This is a genomic window from Leuconostoc sp. S50 (genome assembly GCF_016624925.1).
GTDB classification, from domain to species: domain Bacteria; phylum Bacillota; class Bacilli; order Lactobacillales; family Lactobacillaceae; genus Leuconostoc; species Leuconostoc pseudomesenteroides.
This window is the reverse complement of the sequence record NZ_JACVUE010000008.1, coordinates 55,929-73,146: the sequence shown is the minus strand read 5'-3', so window position 1 is coordinate 73,146 and position 17,218 is coordinate 55,929. Positions and strand designations below refer to the sequence as shown.

Genomic DNA, 17,218 nt, shown 5'->3' with positions numbered 1-17,218 from the left:
GATGATATACGTTATTACACAATTAATATTTCAATCGATTTATGTACAAAAAACGCCGCGAAAAATCACGACGTGCTTTATTTATTGATACAAATTAAAGCTTGCCAGAATCGCTTGTAAAGCCTCATCGTCATCTTTTGCCTGATTAACCACGGCTTGTTTACCGAAATACCCAGCAAACCCGCGTGTCGTTTTCTCAATGTATCCGATTTCTTTACTATCGACTAACACTTGCGTCCGTCCGTCTGTTGCGACAAGATCGACCCCAAAGCTTTGATTTTTTTTACTCATTATAGACCTCGATGTCCTGCCTTCATGTGCTCAAGAAGTGCGCCAGCACCTTTAGCCACGTTATCAAGTGGTGAATCTGACACAACAACTGGCACTTCAAGTGCATCAGATAGCAGTTGATCCATACCATGTAGCAAAGCACCACCACCCGTCAACATAATACCGCGATCAATAATATCAGCTGCTAATTCTGGTGGTAACTTGGCCAATACAGAGTGAGCCGCACGCACAATTTGTTGCAGCGTATCATGCAGTGATTCTTCAACTTCATTTGAGTTAATTGTGATTGTTTTTGGCATGCCTTCAAAATTATCACGACCACGCACTTCCATAGTCAATGGCTCATCAACTTGTAATGCAGATCCGATTTGGATTTTAATGGTTTCGGCTGTGCGTTCACCAACAATCAAGTTGTGACGACGTTTTAAGAAATTGACAATATCAAAATTCATCTTGTCACCGGCCACTCGGATTGATTCAGAGACAACGATATCGCCCAATGACAATACGGCAATATCAGATGTTCCACCACCCATATCAATCACCATTGAACCAATTGGCTTAAAAATATCCAGTCCAGCACCAACAGCCGCTACCTTTGGTTCATACTCCAAATAAACTTTTGCCCCGCCAGCCTTTTCAGCAGCTTGAATGATGGCTTTGCGCTCAATTTCAGTAATGTTAGTTGGCGCACAAATCATAATGTTTGGTTTTGACATGAACCCTTTAACATTTAGCTTGTCAACAAAGTAAGTCAGCATTGCTTCTGTGACGTCAAAATCAGAAATCACACCATCTTTCAAAGGGCGTACCGCACGAATATTACCAGGTGTACGACCCACCATGCGATAAGCCTCTGATCCGACAGCCAATACACGATCAGTTTTGTCATCAACTGCGACAACCGAAGGTTCATTTAAGACGATGCCTTTGCCTTCCACGTAAATCAGAACATTGGCTGTTCCTAAATCAATTCCGATATCTTTTGCCATTTTATTTCTCCAAGATTTTAGCTTTCGTACTGTATTTTTCGTCGTACATAATCCAGTAAATTATACCATAATACCACTTTTTTTGCGGTGGATTCTCTCGTTAATCGGTCATTTCAGAACTGCATCCGGAATTTGTAAGACCCATTGTGTGATTGAGATAAAGAAGCTTGAGAGTAGATAGCCACCAATAATTGCCAGCGTGACCTTCAAAAAAGTTGCCTGAACCGGTGTATAAGGCATGAATTTAGCAAAATTAATTGGCCTAATTGCCCAGAAAAAGAAATATATGGTGATTAAAGTTAAACTCAACTCAAAAATCGGACTCATCTTGTTTCTCCTTAAAATGTTTACCTTGACTAAAACGCTGTTTTTCAATTCTGATGTATCTCACAACAAGTTTATATAAAATATAACCAATCACCCCACCAGTAGTATTTGTGACCAAATCATTCGCATCAAATAACCGATTAGAAAGATAGAAAAAAGTGCTGATACCTTGAATAGTTTCAATGATTAGTGACGTCAGAAAAATTTTAGGTAGAATTTTAAAAAAGCCACGCCATTTAGGTAAGACTAGAGGTGACAGCAACCCCAACGGTATAAATAATGAGATATTGGCTAACATTTGATACCAACTAAAAGCCACCCCTTCAGGGTGAAAGACTGAGAGTCGCCAAAACTCATATTGACCTAGACCCCCGTATCCTTTAATGACATCAATATATGTGCCAAATGAAGGCCAACGATAAAAAGTCAAGGTTAAAAAAGCAACTAAGACGGCGTAACTCGCCAATGCTAATCGTCCCAAGACAGTTTGCCAAGTCAACGTCTCTGCAAGTTTAGATTTCACGAGATAACGTAGTAGTAAAATAACGCTTAAAAACGCTACCACAAGACTAGCATTAACATTTTGCGCTGTGTATTGTTGATTGTTCAAATAAACAGTGTGCATAACTTAATATTATACCATTTGTCATTCAACATGACCTTATTTCCAAAATAAAAAGAACCGTTTCCCCAACGATTCTTTCATTTCTTATTCGGCATTTTCACGACGATAATTCATCAAATCATGCGAAATTTCTGCCGTTGCAGCATAAGCTTTTTTGTAAGCAGCGTGCACCTTTTGATACTTCACAACATTGTCAGCGATTGGTTCATACGTAGCACCAAATGAAATAAAGCTTTTAGCGGCGTCTTGCACTGTGTCAAACCATCCAAGACCAGTCGCTGCAAGCATTGCAGCACCTAATCCAGGTCCTTGCTCATTACGCAATGTTGTAACCTTTTTGCCAAAAATATCGGCTTGAATTTGTAACCATAATGGTGATTTAGCGCCACCGCCAATGGCAACCACCGTGTCAAAATCGGCGCCCTCGCGATCATAAATATCAAAGATATCGCGGAATGAGAAAATAATACCTTCCAAAACTGAACGCACAAAATCATATTTCTGATGAGTGCCATCAACACCTAAGAATGCGCCACGAACATCTCCATCTGGATGCGGTGTCCGTTCACCCACAAGATAAGGTGTGAAAATTAAACCGTTAGCGCCAACAGCCGATTGTTCAGCAGAAGTAACAAAATCACTAAAATCTTCATCTTTTGCAAACGTATTTTTAAACCATGATAATGAATAGCCCGCCGCCAAAGTAACACCCATGGAATAAAATTTATTTGGAATAGCATGATTAAAGAAGTGCAAATCGCCCTTATAATCAACATTTGCATTGTCTTCATACTTCAACACAACACCTGATGTCCCAATTGACGACATCACCATATTTGGCTCTAAAATGCCAGCCCCCACAGCACCCGCAGCGTTATCAGCTGCGCCACCAAAGACTTTGGTGTGTGTATCTAGACCCGAGAAAGTCGCGTATGATTCAGTAATGTTCCCCGCATAACCAATCGATTCAATCACTTCTGGGAAGAATGAAGCCGGTAACTCAAAAACTTCTTGAATTGTTTTTGACCACGTCTTCTTCGCAACATCAAAAGCTACTGTTCCAGCCGCGTCTGAATACTCCATTTGTAGTTTACCAGTCATGCGATAACGCACATAGTCCTTGGGCAAAACAAAAGTCGTGGCTTGCTTAAAGATTTCTGGTTCATTTTCTTTTACCCAGAGGATTTTTGGCAAGGTAAACCCTTCTAAGGCACGATTGCGTGTAATATCAATAAATTCTTGACCAAGTGTTTCATTGATTTCAGTCACCTGTGCTGTCGTACGCGTATCATTCCAAAGAATTGCTGGACGTAATACTTGATTATTAGCATCTAGCAAAACTAAGCCATGCATTTGTCCAGAAAAAGAAATACCATCGATTTCAGAAGGCTTAATGCCATCTTTTAAAATTAAATTAACAATGGCAACCGTTGTCCCATTGACCCAATCTTCCGGATTTTGTTCGGCATACCCAGGTTTTGGATATGAAAGTGGATAATCAAAACTTTGTTGCGCAACGATGTTACCCGTACGATCAACGGCTGATACTTTAACCGCCGACGTGCCAAGATCAACACCTAAAACAACTGATGTCATAGTTAGTACCTCATTCTTTTTTTGTTGTGATAAAAAGGATCGGAACACAACGTCCCGACCCTTGTCCGTGCAAATCTTTTGGTGGAACACGGAAAACTTAAATTATGCACCTAATACTGAGAAAATGTAATTATTCAAAGTTTGCTTAATTTGTTCTTGACGACCAGATTTCAACGTAGCATTGATATCAGCATCTGTCTTATTTTCAGCATATTCAGCCAAATCCTTCAATGTCAACTTACCAGCTTCAAAGTCTGCACCAATACCTTCGTCAAATGAAGCATAACGCTCTTTCAAAACATTTTCAATCACTTGGTCTTCAATCAACTTAGCTGCTACTTTCAAACCAGCAGCGTAGATGTCCATACCAGCAATGTGAGCATAGAACAAATCATCCATTTCAAAGCTTTGGCGACGTGGCTTTGAATCAAAGTTCAAACCACCAGTTGGCAAGCCACCGTTCTTCAAGAATTCGTACATAACCAATGTTGCTTCATAGATGTCGTTAGGGAATTCATCAATATCCCAACCAATCAACTTATCACCCATATTAGCATCAAGTGATCCCAACAAACCAGCTTCACGTGCAAAACGTACTTCATGTTCGTATGTGTGACCAGCCAAATAAGTATGGTTACCTTCTAAGTTCAACTTGAATGTGTCTTCCAAACCATAAGTCTTCAAGAAAGCAATTGTTGTTTGGGCATCAAAGTCATATTGATGTTGTGTTGGTTCTTTTGGCTTTGGCTCGATCAAGAATTGTCCAGTGTAACCAATCTCATTAGCATAGTCTTTAGCTAACTTGAAGAACGCTGCGATATGATCTAATTCACGCTTTGTATCAGTATTTAACAAGAAATCGTAACCTTCACGGCCGCCCCAAAATACATAACTTTCTGAACCCAAACGCTTAGCAATATCTAATGAATGCTTGATTTGTCCAGCAGCGTATGCAAATACTTCAGCAAATGGTGATGTTGCGCCACCAGCCAAGAAACGCTTGTTAGTGAACAACGATGCTGTGTTCCAAAGCAATTTCTTGCCAGTTTCTTGCATTTTTTGCTCAATCTTGTCAATTACTTTGTCAAGATTTGCATTTGTTTCTGCCAAAGTGTTGCCTTCAGGTGCCAAATCACGATCGTGGAATGCAAAGTATTCAACGCCTGTCTTTTCCAAAAATTCAAACATGTAATCAACTTTAGCCAAAGCCAAAGCCATTGAGCCTTCTTCGCCTTCTTTATCCCAAGGGCGTGTTGCTGTGCCTTCACCGAATGGGTCAACCAAACGTTGATCCATTGTATGCCAGTAAGCAACTGAGAACTTGAGCCATTCGCTCATCTTCTTTCCTGCTACAACTTCGTCTGCGTTGTAATAATGGAAGCCATCTCCAGCTTGCAAAGATTTGTTTCCTACGAATTCTACTTTAGGAAAAGAGAATAATTCAGCCATGTCGTTAGTTCCTCCTAGATGATTAAACATCTGTCTTTTAATTGTTTTTTAGTTGGTTGGTTTACGCAACCAACTTACATGAATAATTATATATCCTTTCCAAATTCCTTGCAAGCCCTTTCTTATAAATCAAAGAAATATTCGATATATTTAGCCGTTTGTAATATTTTTCCTAAACATGTCTCTGTTTATATTGACAGTATATTAGAAAAAGATTAGTATTAAACTATTATTTATTGGAGGACGTTAAAAATTATGAAATATACAGTTGTAGGTGCGGGTGCAATGGGGCTACGATATGGTATTTTACTACAAGAAAATGCCGGTGTTTCAGTTGACTATGTTGAGCCAACACAAGCAAGCCTAGATAAAATTCGCCAGCAGGGTAACAAAGTTTGGAAATCACGTGATCACAAAGATCGTCACGAAATTAAAATTAACATTTTTTCACCTGAAGAATATCAGGGTTCGCCAGATGTTTGGATTTTCTTTATGAAGCAAATGCAATTGCAAGATACACTTGACCGTCTTGCGCCAAAGTTTAAGCCAGGTCAAACAGCACTTGGTGCAATGAATGGTATGGGCCATATCGAAAAACTACAACACTATTTTGATGATGAACACATTATTGGTGGTACAGCTATGATTGCCACTGTCTTGAATGATTACGGCGACGTTGATTTCATGGGCGCTGAAAGTGCTGGCTCATCAGTCTATGCTAACCTGACAGAAAAACCATCTGAAGTAATGGATCAGGTGCAAAAAGATTTTCAAGCAGCACATTTGAATCCGTCTTACACCGAAAATTTCATGGGAACTCTTTTGACAAAAGTCTTCTTTAACGCAGTGGAGAACTCAATTGCTACAATGTTCCAATCACGTATGGGTCAGTTAATGGCCTATGACGGTTTCTTAGAAGGTATTGCTCGACCATTGGTTAACGAGGCTTACGATGCTGCCGAAGCGGCTGGCATCCAACTCATCGAATCGCGTGACGACATGGTCAAACAAGTTGATTACGTTTCAAATGTCGCTAACCCCTTACATTTTCCATCTATGTATCAAGACTTTGTTAAGGGTCGCCCGACAGAAGTCGACTATATAAACGGCTGGATTGCAGATTTGGCTGACAAGAATGGCACACAAGCGCCTAATCATCATCTGGTCACAAACTTTGTTCATCTTGCAGAAGCTATGCGTAAGTTCACCCCACCAGTCAATAAATTATCACCAGATTATACTGGTGCATAATTGAAAAATATTTTTTTGTAAAAATCCCCAGCAATAACTTCAGTCATTGCTGGGGATTTCATGCTATTGAATTGTAGGTTAGGATTTAAAGAGTTTAAAATTATGCGCATCCGTCAAAGTCACAGTACCATGTTGCATAAAATAATCCGCAATGACATCAGCCACTTCTTCGGTGTCTTCAAAAATAATTTTATCTGGTGAAAACATACTAAAATCACCGCCACCAATCGCTCGATATGTTGTCATCCCAACTTTTAATTCATCCTCATCAGCAACACGATGACCATGGTATTGCAAATCAACTAATCTCGAACCAATTGGTTGGCTAATATCAAACGCATAAACTATGCCATACCATATATCATAATTATAATGTTGTGGCTTGGGATATTGATAGTTTGGACTAATGATGATTTTGTCATTCAACACGCTAAAATAACTGGCATATTTTTCTAAGGCTAATTTAAAATCAGATCCCGTTATTTTGAGTATAGCCAACGTTTCAGCGTATGGGTAATTAATAGCCACTTCACGTCGCGTTACCTGAGTGTCAAACCCATGTATGGCATCATTGAAGATAGCATTGGCTACAATATCTACCCCTAAACGTTCAGACGCAATGCGATTAATTAATTGAATATATGGATGATTATCTCGTCTTGCCGCAAAAGGGTCAGCAAATTTCGCTGATTGGGTAAGATGCCCCAATGGCTTATCTAAATATTGTTCCGTCGCCTGTTGTGCAGTATCAACTGCCGACATCACTTCTTGTTGGGGTACACTTGTTGCTGTCTGAATCAATGATGCATCACTTATTTGATTCTGTAAATCAAGATGGATACAACCCACATCTGAACCGCGATACCCAGGTTGCGTAAAAGGTACGCCATTTACTTTTCCAGCAAGACGACGATGCTGATGACCAGTAATTAAGGCGTCAATGCCAGGCACGTCACGCATCAATTCATAACCCTGATTTTCACCCCGATCCGTTTCTGTTAGTTCCCCGGACAATGGATCACGTTCTAAACCGCCATGGTAGGAAACAATTACAATATCAGCCAGTTCTCGGAGTTTTGGTACCCATTTTTTTGCAACAGCAACAGGATCATTAAATAAAATACCGGCAATGTTTGATTGTTGTTCCCAATGTGGAATATATGCCGTTGTCAAACCCAAAATAGCAATTTTAACCCCCTTGCGATGCACAATTTTATAAGGTTTCCCCATGAAAGGATCGCCATTTGCTTTTAATAGGTTAGAATTTATGACGTCTTTGTCGCTTTCAGTCGCCTTTAAATAGTCAACACCAAAATTAAACTCATGGTTTCCTAATACTCTGGCATCGAATCCTACCGAATCATAAATTTCTTGATACACAGGTATAAATCGCTGTGCCTTTTGAGCAATGAAGTTAGTCAAGGGAGAACCTTGAATAAAATCACCATTTTCAATCGCAATCACAATTTCATCGTCAGCTTCTTGGAGGCGTGCATTAGCAACAACTTGTGCTGCACGCGAAAAACCAAATGGCTGATGCATATCATCACGCTGCTTGAAATCAGTAGGTGTGACAAATCCGTGGGTATCACTTGTTGATAGTATTGTAATTCGCATGTGATTTCCTTTATACTAGAAGAATATAGAAAAAGATATTTTGGAGATTAGTTGCATGATTATTTCCGTTAAAAACAAACAAATACGGCGCGCGATTCTATTCGTCGTATTGGCAATTTTACTAACGATTTTTGTCAAAATTAATTTTATCATACCGATTGGTATAGATGATGGTATTCGATACTTTATGTCAACAACCCAAACAGGATTAAATGACATCGTTATGTCGATTTTTTCATTTCTTGGGTCTCCAGTTGTTGATTTAATTTATATTTTTATTTTAGCTGGTGTATTACTTGTGGCCGGCCTTCGAATTCCAGCTATATGGTCTGTGCTGACCATTGTCCTTGGTGAATTTTTAGCTTTCGTTGTATGCCAATTAGTAGAACGGAATCGACCAATCGGACATCTGCTGAGTGATACGGGTTATTCCTTTCCAAGCCTGCACATATTTGGAATTTTTACAGCTATCTTCATTTTATTGCTACTTGTTATACCCAATATAACTTCTTCAAGGAGTCAGTTGATTAGTGGATGGGCTATCACTCTAGTAGGACTTATGTCATTATTGTCACGTTTATACTTTAGCGCGAACTATTTAAGTGACACAGTTGCCAGTGTACTATTTGCCTACGCGTGGGTGATCCTAGCCGCTTCTCTGTATTCTCCACTAGCCAAGCGACTCACCAAAATATCAATATTCGAACATGAAGAAATATAAAAAAATCGCTTGCGCGATTTTTTTTTGGTCTTATAACCACTTCTTATAATCATCATCATCCAAAGCTTCAACTTCACCAAGTAGATAGCCATTTCCAACACCAGAAAAGAAATCATGGTTAGCTGTTGAGGTTGAAAGCCCGTTCATAACAACGGGATTCACATCATCTGCGCCATCAGGAAACATTGGTTCTTGACCCAAATTCATTAACGCTTTGTTTGCATTATAACGCAAGAATGTCAAAACTTGTTCTGTCCAACCAATTTCATCGTACAATTCGTGTGTGTACTTTTCTTCATTTTCGTATAATTCATAAAGTAAATTGTACATCCACGTTTGTAGTTCTGTTTGTTCTTCTTCCGATAATTGATTAAATCCAATCTGGAATTTATACCCAATATAAGTGCCATGCACTGACTCATCGCGAATAATTAATTTAATAATTTCAGCGACATTCAACATTTTATTATGTCCCAAGAAGTATAATGGTGTATAAAATCCTGAATAGAATAAGAATGTTTCTAGAAATACAGAAGCAATTTTCTTCTGCAAAGCTGTGCCTGTTTGGTAAATATCGTTAATTCGGTGTGCTTTAAACTGCAAAAATTCGTCGGTATCAGCCCAATCAAAAATTTTCTCAATTTCAGCTTTTTCATTTAGCGTTTCAAAAATGGAAGAGTATGACTTTGCATGAACAGATTCCATAAATTGAATATTGTTTAACACCGCCTCTTCCTTCTGGTTGATAGCATCTAATTTAAGTTGCGCCATACCATCTTGTGACTGAAGCGTATCTAGTGTTGTTAAGCCACCAAACACTAAATTCATCGTTTCACGCTCTTGATCAGACATATTACCACGCCAATGCTTCAAGTCGTTGGAAATCGGAATACGTGTATCTAGCCAAAATTGTTGGGTTAACTTTTCCCACGTTGCTTTATCCAACTCGTCTTCGATATTGTTCCAGTTAATTGCTGTGTATGATCCATTATTAATATGTGCCATTATTGTTCTCCAATATTACGTTTTATTTTATTATATATTATTTTAGCATCAAAAACACTACCACGTAACTCGTAAGCAGCAATCATTGGTACATTGTATTTTTCGGAGTAACGGATAGCTGTCAAATTGAATTGAACATTGAAATTGCGATTACCTGACCCAACAACACCTTTTAAATAACGTGCATTATTGCCAAAATCAATATATTCGCCCAACGCGTTAGTAAAAATCTCAGTTACTTCCGGTCCTGTACCGGTTCCACCAGTTAAATACGTTGGTACGAGTGCAAAAAAGGGTTCCGTTTCATTAGCATACTCTGTTTCATCACCAATTAAGCGAGCGTTCAGAGTATCTCCTTGTTCGATAGCAACTTTTTTAAGCTTTTCAACAAATGATTTCGTATTACCTTCTGTTGAGGCATATAATAAATTAATGTGTGTCATTCAACTCTCATCCAGAATCTTTTATCGTTATTATTTGCTGCGCAATATCTTTTAATCTCTAAATTGAGCAACTTTCGCACTCACTCACACCAGATTCCTGATTATCATCAGTAAATGTTCGAACATAATAAATTGACTTCAGGCCTTTATTAAACGCATAATGACGTAAAATAGTCAAATCACGTGTTGTCATTTTATCTGTACGACCCTTTTTCCATTCATACAAATCATCTGACAATGTTGACCGCATAAAGAATGTTAACGCCATGCCTTGATCAATATGCTCTTGCGCAGCCGCGTAAACGTCAATTACTTTTCTCATATCAGTATCGTAGGCTGAGATATAATAAGGCATTGTTTCATTGCTCAATCCTGGTGCAGGATAATACACTTTCCCAATCATACCCTCTTGTCGTTCTTCAATACGATTAACAATCGGCAACAGAGAAGCTGTTGTATCATTAACATAAGAAATAGAACCAGTTGGTGCGATCGCATGACGATAAGCATGGTACATGCCATACTTCATCACATTGTCTCGTAATTCAGCCCAGTCGTGCTTAGTGGGTAAGTGATGCTCTGAAAACGCTTCTTGAACTTTCGCTGTTTTTGGTGTCCAATCTTTTTCTAAGTATGTGTTGAAATAATCACCACTTGCATACGTTGATTGATCAAATTCAAAGAATTGTTCATGACGTTCTTTGGCAATTTTCATAGATGACTTGATTGAGTAATAATTAAGCGTCATAAAGAATGTAGATGTAAAGTCCAATGCCTCTTCGTCACCATAGTACATTTTATTTTGTGCGAAGTAGGCAGCCAAGCCCATGGCACCCAATCCAATCGCATGCTTCTCACGATTACCTAACGCAACAGAAGGCACGACATCTAGATTTGATGAGTCAGAGACAAAAGTCAAGGCACGCACCATTGTATCAACAGATTCCTCAAAATTATTAGTCTGCATCATGTTGACAATATTGATTGAACCCAAGTTACAACTGATGTCTGATCCAAGCTTTGTATATTGCTGCTCATTGTTCAAATCTGATGGCGTTTGGACCTGCAAGATTTCGGAACACAAATTTGAAGACACTATCTTCCCTTTAACTGGATTAGTTTTATTTGCAGTATCAAGATTAATAATATAAGGGTAACCTGATTCTTGCTGCAGCTTAGAGATTTCTTCTTCTAGCATACGAGGGTCAATGCGATATTTACGAATCGCTTCATTAGCAACCATATTATCGTATTCACCTGTAATATCAACATAGTTGAATGGCACACCATAGACTTTTTCAATGTCTTCTGGGCTAAAAAGATACATTGGTTGATTTTCTTTGACCAATTCATAAAACTTATCTGGAACAGTTAAACCAAGTGACAAGGTCTTAACACGGATTTTTTCATCCGCATTTTCTTTTTTAGTTGACAAAAATGCCAAAATATCGGGATGAAAGACTGATAAATAAACAACACCAGCGCCTTGTCGTGCACCAACCTGTGATGAAAAAGTAAAGGAATCTTCAAGTAATTTCATGATTGGTACAACGCCGCCTGCAGCATTTGCAATGCCCATTACTGGTGCACCAGCTTCACGAACGTTAGAAACATTAATGCCAACGCCACCACCCATTTTTGATAACTGTAGTGCAGAGTTTATTGTTCGGCCAATTGAGTTCATATCGTCTGATGTTTGTATCACAAAACATGACACCAATTCACCACGACGCGCACGTCCTGCATTTAAAAAGGAAGGTGTTGCCGGTTGATATCGTTGGTGAATCATTTCATCAGCCAATCGTAATGCTAAAGCTTCATTGCCATCCGCGTAGTACAATGCATTCATAGCGACACGATCAACATAGGTTTCCACATAGTGTTCCCCATCGTTAGTTTTCAAGGCATATTGATTATAGAATTTAAAGGCAGCCATAAATGACTTGAAGTTAAAATGCACACTGTCAAGGTAGGCATATAGTTCTTCAATAAAAGGCATTCGATATTTTTCAATAAAACTACGCTCCAAAAAATCATTGTCAAAAAGCCACTCAAATCTTTGTGACAACGAGTCAAATTTAAGTACATTTGGCCAGACATTCTCAGTTAAAAATGCATCAAGCGCCTCCTGATCCTTTTCAATTTGAATTTGGTTGTTCTTTGGGATGTTGATTTGATTGTTTAAATCAAAGTAAGTAACTTTATCAATATCTAATGTCTTCAATGGCATAACGCTATCCTCTTTTTTGTTTCATATTTTTACTGCTTATTTTACAAAATAATCTAATAAAAAAGCATCATTGCGGCTGCGTCGCAAGATGCTCGGAATACGGCTTGAATTAAGCAGATATTTTTTTGAGCACATCTGGACGGAAGCCAGAAAATGATGGCATACCCTCAATAGCAACAACTGGCGTTTGTCGATAACCATTAGCCTTCAATTCATCAACATATTGTGTCTCTTCTTCAATGTTAACTTCTTTAAAAGCAATACCCTGCGCCTCTAAAAACTTTTTCGTCATTTTGCATTGCACACAGTTATATTTTGTATAAATTGTTACTTTTTCCATGACGCGTACCTCACATTTATATCCATTATTCTGTTTAGTTTTAGTTAGAACTGTTGATTAATAGTTTACCGCAATTCGATAATTCTACAAGGACCAAAACTGTCTTCACAAACATTTGTTCGATAAAATCAAGTCATAGCTTAATTCACAAGCTAAACAAATTAATAAAATTCACAAGCGCCTACCACGAACATTGAAAACGTTGACATATAAGGCTTTTTCTGAATCGCAGTACTGTGAAATAATTTAATAAAAACGATAGATGCGTTATGCATTAAGGCGTTTTGTTTGTGAAATTTAAATTTTAAAGAAATCATTAAGCTGATTTTTGTTCGCCTTTATCTACCCCAATTGCACCTTCAAACTTAATCATTCGTTAAATTTTAAGAAGCGATAAAAATCACCGTATGACGACTTTTTTTGGTATAATAACTCTTAGTATATAAGAAAAGAGGTTTACGAATTTGGATTCTGGTCCGTCTTTGATCATCAACTTTTTTGTTATTTTGGTGGTCTTGTTGTTAGCTATTCTGTTTACTTTAACGGAATATTCATTGGTTAAGGTGCGACTAAGCGCTTTAAAGGTTTTACAGGAAGATCGTGATAAGCCTTCCCGTAACATCAGTAACGCCATTCACATGGTGACACACCTGACTGAATATCTCTCGACAGCGCAAGTCGGGATCACATTAACAAGTTTGATTTTAGGTTGGATTGGTGAAGAAACTGTTGCTGACATCATTCTCAAATCAGGTATTATTCCTGCTGAATATGCTCACGCAGTTGCCTCAGTCGCAGCCATGATTATCTTCACTATTGTCCATGCTGTGTTTACAGACCTTGTACCTAAAAATATTGCGATTGAATCGCCTGTAAAAGTCTTACTATTCATTGTTCGACCAGTTCGCTTCTTTCATATCACATTATTTCCCCTAATATGGGTATTAGATCATTTATCAAACGGTATTACACATTTATTAGGATTTAAAACTGACGGCGAAGAAGACATATATTCTCAAACCGAAATTTTATCATTGTCTAAAAACGCAGCAGCAGCTGGTGAATTAGATGAAGAAGATTTAACCTTCATGCAACGTGCTTTTGAAATGAACGATAAAGTTGCTGTTGATATCATGATTGATCGCACATCAATGACAGTCATTGATGTTAAAGCCTCTATCGCAGAAGGTGTTAATTTATACTTGCAAGAACGTTATTCACGTTTTCCAGTTGTTGCGGACAATGACAAAGATAAAGTGTTAGGCTATGTCTTTAACTATGATCTTGTCCGTCAAGCACGTATTAAGTCATCGGACCCTGTTTCAAAGATTATGCGTGACATCCCCGCCGTACCCGAAAATATGGACTTACACGACGTCATGGATGAAATGATTATCAAACGTTCACCTATTGCCATTGTTGTCGATGAATACGGTGGTACTTCTGGTTTAATTACTGATAAGGATATTTATGAAGAACTATTTGGTACAGTTCGTGACGAAATAGATGATGTATCAGATGATTATATTGAAAAACTTGGTGATCATCGTTTCAAAGTTTCTGGTAAGATGACCCTTTACGACTTCGAGCGCTACTTTGATAAAAATATCAAAGAACTAGAAAATGATGATGCAGTGACATTAACCGGGTATGTCTTAAATCACGATCCCGAATTCCGTGCGGGTGATACCATGACTGTTGCCAACTTCCAGCTAACAGCACTTGATTATGATAATGCTTATATATCTGAATTCATTGTAAAAGAACTACCCACACCCAAAGAGGATGTTAATAGTAACGGCATTTTCGATGATGAAGAGCTTGAATCTGAGTCACAATCTGAGAGTGAATTATCGAATCATTGATTAGTCGAAAACGAGTACAAAATACTCGTTTTTTTGATTGGTGGGTAATCTTTACTTTATCACTAATTTAATTTTTCGTGATTATGGTAAAATAGAATTATTATATTGAGGAGGAACAGTATGTCAGTCCATATCTACATGGTGCGCCATGGTGAGACTTATTTTAACTTTTTACACCGTTTTCAAGGATGGTCTGATGCCCCTCTGACTGAAAAGGGCATTCAAGATGGCTATCATGCCGGTACACGATTAGCCAATGTTCATTTCGATGGTGCTTACTCATCAGATTTAACACGAGCCATTCATACCGCACGCTACATTTTAGCTAACAATAAGAAGTCTGATTTTTCAGATCCAACGCAACTTCCTGATTTCCGAGAAGAAAATTTTGGTGCTTTTGAAGGTGTTAGCGGTGAGATTGTGCTCACGACGTTAGGTGCCTATAAAAAAGACCAATTTAGTAATTTTTCAGATGTTATCACGCGATATAGCATGGCTGATGCGATGAACGTCATGGCTGAAGCCGATCCTTTCAATCTAGCTGAAAATCATGAAGCGTTCCTAGAACGTGTTAAGCATGGTTTTAATGACTTGCTGAATCATCACCATGATGGTGACAATATTCTCCTCGTCTCACATGGCACAACTATTCGTGCTATTGCCGAATATTTTGGCAGACATGACTTGTCAGCTATTAGTGTTACGAATGGCGCAGTTATGCAGCTAGACCTATCAACTGATGAACAGGCTGATATTATTAACTTTAACGACGATACAACCGTGTTTTAATTGAATAAATCAACTCAAAAAGACGATACATCAGCAATGCCATGTATCGTCTTTTTTATACGTTTAATGCTTGTTTCAAATTTTTGCGTTGTTTTACACGGTAATATGTCACAAGTAAAATAGTCAGTGCCAAAAGCCATATAATCAAAATCATGACGTTTGGCTCAATATCATTACCGCCAAAAACAAGTGAATTGACTGCATTTTTCAAAGCTGACAATGGCCAAAATGGTCTTATAAATGCAAAAATTGAATCCTGTAAAAGAATTGGATCATTAGGCACAACAAAGACAGTTTGGATAGCTAATAGTACAGTTGACAGCCACCAGCCAGATTGGCCTAACCACTGCTTCAGGAACCAAACTAAACTCATCATGCTCCATTGACTCAATAATGTGATGCCAGTCAAATACCAAAAGTTACCGATGTTCACATGCCAAAGGAAAGCGCTGCCTACCATCAAAATGCTACCTAAAATGCTTAGCAAACCACCAATTTGAAAGTTTTCCCACCATTGTTCTAATGCCAAAGCGTCTGTTTTAGTTGGCTTAACTGGCAATAGTAGTCCAAACAGCACAGACATCATAGAAACACCAACGACTAACAATGACGCCATCAAAACTTGTCCCTGCGTTTTTATTGGCTTGATGTCAGTCGTTTTTAACATGAGCATTTGCGTCAGCGCCGTATTTTTGTCTGGCTGATTACTCAATAACGATTTCAGTTGGCTTGAAATTTCTTGCTGTCCACTGTTGATATTTTTGGCACTCGATTGAATAACGCCTGACTGGTCGCTCAATGCTTTGGTGCTGCTTAAATTGGTGGCAAGACTGCCTATGCCACCAGCAATTGTCGTCTGCATTTTGTATGAAATATTATTAATTTCTACTGCCAAGGACTGAATTTTCGTTTTATCACCCGCATTAACAGCATCATTTAATTGCGCGGAATAGGTAGACAAATCCGTGATCAAATCAGCCGCATTAGACTGTAAATCATTTGCGGCATCAGCATCAATGCTATTGCCTACCGCTTGCAAATTAGTTTGTAAGTCTTTTGTTTGCTTTGCTAGATTTTGACTTTGTGAACTTAGCTTCGATAACGTGGAATCACTTGTATTGCCCAAAGACAACTTATTATTCGCTATCGCAACTATTGCGTTGATTTGATCTTCAATGTATTGCGTCGCATATTGACTATTTCCCGTTGCAACAGTAACATTGACCGTGCCTGATTTGCCACTCTTTTTATAATCTGCTAATTGCGTCGTTAATGAAGTAGGAATTTCAATCATCGCGCTAATACGCCCTTGCTTTAGCGCCAGCTTTGCTGCCCAAGTTGATTGATAAGTACTTGTTTTGAAATGCTTACTTTCCTTTAACTGTTGCTGCAACGTGTCGCCAAATCGCTGATTTTTACCATTCAAGGATGCTGCCTTATCTTGGTTTATTACCGCTACGACTAGACGGTCTGTTTTCTGATTACTGTGACTAGTTGCCCCCAAATAGCCGCCAATCAGTAAGACAGGCAAAACCACTGCTACTAGCCACTTTCCCAATATACGTTTATTTCCCAACACCGCTTGCCAACCCAACATAAAAAACCTCTTCATCTTAAACTCTGCTACTAATAGCATACGAGATTGAAGTGGCCTTGTGGATAACTTTATAAAGTTTT

The 17,218-nt window shown here is 38.4% G+C and carries 16 protein-coding genes; 4 read left to right on the top strand and 12 right to left on the bottom strand.

Translation table 11 applies throughout. From position 1 onward, the window contains the following. Positions 1-81 precede the first annotated feature (81 nt). The 6 genes from IAE53_RS07775 to xylA form a co-directional block, all read right to left on the bottom strand. Entirely contained in the window at positions 82-291 is a 210-nt protein-coding gene (locus IAE53_RS07775) for a DUF2969 family protein (RefSeq protein ID WP_200136265.1), read from the bottom strand. Next, complete coding sequence (locus tag IAE53_RS07770; RefSeq protein ID WP_010279731.1) at positions 291-1,283, bottom strand: rod shape-determining protein; 993 nt, start codon at positions 1,281-1,283, stop codon at positions 291-293. Before IAE53_RS07770 ends, IAE53_RS07775 begins: the two co-directional genes overlap by 1 nt. A gap of 108 nt (positions 1,284-1,391) precedes the next feature. Beyond that, entirely contained in the window at positions 1,392-1,610 is a 219-nt protein-coding gene (locus IAE53_RS07765) for a DUF1146 domain-containing protein (RefSeq protein ID WP_148423476.1), read from the bottom strand. Further along, positions 1,594-2,220, bottom strand: coding sequence for a VanZ family protein (locus IAE53_RS07760; protein ID WP_234456355.1), 627 nt, complete (start codon positions 2,218-2,220; stop codon positions 1,594-1,596). Before IAE53_RS07760 ends, IAE53_RS07765 begins: the two co-directional genes overlap by 17 nt. A 99-nt stretch (positions 2,221-2,319) precedes the next feature. Next, positions 2,320-3,831: a xylulokinase gene (gene xylB / locus IAE53_RS07755; protein ID WP_148423474.1), complete on the bottom strand. Its 1,512-nt coding sequence runs from the start codon at positions 3,829-3,831 to the stop codon at positions 2,320-2,322. 102 nt (positions 3,832-3,933) lie between these two features. Next, entirely contained in the window at positions 3,934-5,280 is a 1,347-nt protein-coding gene (gene xylA, locus IAE53_RS07750) for a xylose isomerase (RefSeq protein ID WP_004912802.1), read from the bottom strand. A 255-nt stretch (positions 5,281-5,535) separates the two neighbouring features. Here xylA and IAE53_RS07745 point away from each other — a divergent pair, with 255 nt between their 5' ends. After that, positions 5,536-6,531 carry a ketopantoate reductase family protein gene (locus IAE53_RS07745; RefSeq protein WP_010279751.1) on the top strand — a complete coding sequence of 332 codons (996 nt, stop codon included), beginning with the start codon at positions 5,536-5,538 and terminating at the stop codon, positions 6,529-6,531. Positions 6,532-6,609: 78 nt separating this feature from the next. On the opposite strand, the gene IAE53_RS07740 is transcribed toward IAE53_RS07745, so the two are convergent. Further along, a complete protein-coding gene (locus IAE53_RS07740; RefSeq protein WP_148423473.1) occupies positions 6,610-8,148 on the bottom strand; it encodes a bifunctional UDP-sugar hydrolase/5'-nucleotidase in 1,539 nt (512 codons plus the stop codon). Positions 8,149-8,203: 55 nt separating this feature from the next. Between IAE53_RS07740 and IAE53_RS07735 the strand changes: the two genes are divergently transcribed. Next, on the top strand, positions 8,204-8,869 hold the full coding sequence (locus IAE53_RS07735) for a phosphatase PAP2 family protein (protein WP_148423472.1): 666 nt from the start codon (positions 8,204-8,206) through the stop codon (positions 8,867-8,869). Positions 8,870-8,899: 30 nt separating this feature from the next. Here the strand turns inward: IAE53_RS07735 and nrdF are convergent, their stop codons facing one another. The 4 genes from nrdF to nrdH form a co-directional block, all read right to left on the bottom strand. Then, complete coding sequence (nrdF, locus tag IAE53_RS07730; protein ID WP_010279337.1) at positions 8,900-9,874, bottom strand: class 1b ribonucleoside-diphosphate reductase subunit beta; 975 nt, start codon at positions 9,872-9,874, stop codon at positions 8,900-8,902. Further along, positions 9,874-10,317, bottom strand: coding sequence for a class Ib ribonucleoside-diphosphate reductase assembly flavoprotein NrdI (locus IAE53_RS07725; protein WP_148423471.1), 444 nt, complete (start codon positions 10,315-10,317; stop codon positions 9,874-9,876). Before IAE53_RS07725 ends, nrdF begins: the two co-directional genes overlap by 1 nt. 58 nt (positions 10,318-10,375) lie before the next feature. Further along, entirely contained in the window at positions 10,376-12,547 is a 2,172-nt protein-coding gene (nrdE, locus tag IAE53_RS07720) for a class 1b ribonucleoside-diphosphate reductase subunit alpha (RefSeq protein ID WP_148423470.1), read from the bottom strand. Positions 12,548-12,656: 109 nt separating this feature from the next. Then, positions 12,657-12,887 (bottom strand): glutaredoxin-like protein NrdH, encoded by a 231-nt coding sequence (nrdH, locus tag IAE53_RS07715; RefSeq protein ID WP_010279343.1) that lies wholly within the window; start codon positions 12,885-12,887, stop codon positions 12,657-12,659. Between the two features lie 464 nt (positions 12,888-13,351). Here nrdH and IAE53_RS07710 point away from each other — a divergent pair, with 464 nt between their 5' ends. After that, positions 13,352-14,752: a hemolysin family protein gene (locus IAE53_RS07710; RefSeq protein ID WP_010279346.1), complete on the top strand. Its 1,401-nt coding sequence runs from the start codon at positions 13,352-13,354 to the stop codon at positions 14,750-14,752. A 120-nt stretch (positions 14,753-14,872) separates the two neighbouring features. Continuing rightward, positions 14,873-15,541 (top strand): histidine phosphatase family protein, encoded by a 669-nt coding sequence (locus IAE53_RS07705; protein WP_200136266.1) that lies wholly within the window; start codon positions 14,873-14,875, stop codon positions 15,539-15,541. A 55-nt stretch (positions 15,542-15,596) separates the two neighbouring features. On the opposite strand, the gene IAE53_RS07700 is transcribed toward IAE53_RS07705, so the two are convergent. Next, a complete protein-coding gene (locus IAE53_RS07700; protein ID WP_148423717.1) occupies positions 15,597-17,138 on the bottom strand; it encodes an ABC transporter permease in 1,542 nt (513 codons plus the stop codon). Between the last annotated feature and the right edge of the window lie 80 nt (positions 17,139-17,218).

Bases quoted from the DNA above. Each gene is read 5' to 3' on its own strand.
- IAE53_RS07775 (WP_200136265.1), bottom strand. From the start codon at position 291: ATGAGTAAAAAAAATCAAAGCTTTGGGGTCGATCTTGTCGCAACAGAC.
- IAE53_RS07770 (WP_010279731.1), bottom strand. From the start codon at position 1,283: ATGGCAAAAGATATCGGAATTGATTTAGGAACAGCCAATGTTCTGATT.
- IAE53_RS07765 (WP_148423476.1), bottom strand. From the start codon at position 1,610: ATGAGTCCGATTTTTGAGTTGAGTTTAACTTTAATCACCATATATTTC.
- xylB (WP_148423474.1), bottom strand. From the start codon at position 3,831: ATGACATCAGTTGTTTTAGGTGTTGATCTTGGCACGTCGGCGGTTAAA.
- xylA (WP_004912802.1), bottom strand. From the start codon at position 5,280: ATGGCTGAATTATTCTCTTTTCCTAAAGTAGAATTCGTAGGAAACAAA.
- IAE53_RS07745 (WP_010279751.1), top strand. From the start codon at position 5,536: ATGAAATATACAGTTGTAGGTGCGGGTGCAATGGGGCTACGATATGGT.
- IAE53_RS07740 (WP_148423473.1), bottom strand. From the start codon at position 8,148: ATGCGAATTACAATACTATCAACAAGTGATACCCACGGATTTGTCACA.
- IAE53_RS07735 (WP_148423472.1), top strand. From the start codon at position 8,204: ATGATTATTTCCGTTAAAAACAAACAAATACGGCGCGCGATTCTATTC.
- nrdF (WP_010279337.1), bottom strand. From the start codon at position 9,874: ATGGCACATATTAATAATGGATCATACACAGCAATTAACTGGAACAAT.
- IAE53_RS07725 (WP_148423471.1), bottom strand. From the start codon at position 10,317: ATGACACACATTAATTTATTATATGCCTCAACAGAAGGTAATACGAAA.
- nrdE (WP_148423470.1), bottom strand. From the start codon at position 12,547: ATGCCATTGAAGACATTAGATATTGATAAAGTTACTTACTTTGATTTA.
- nrdH (WP_010279343.1), bottom strand. From the start codon at position 12,887: ATGGAAAAAGTAACAATTTATACAAAATATAACTGTGTGCAATGCAAA.
- IAE53_RS07705 (WP_200136266.1), top strand. From the start codon at position 14,873: ATGTCAGTCCATATCTACATGGTGCGCCATGGTGAGACTTATTTTAAC.
- IAE53_RS07700 (WP_148423717.1), bottom strand. From the start codon at position 17,138: ATGTTGGGTTGGCAAGCGGTGTTGGGAAATAAACGTATATTGGGAAAG.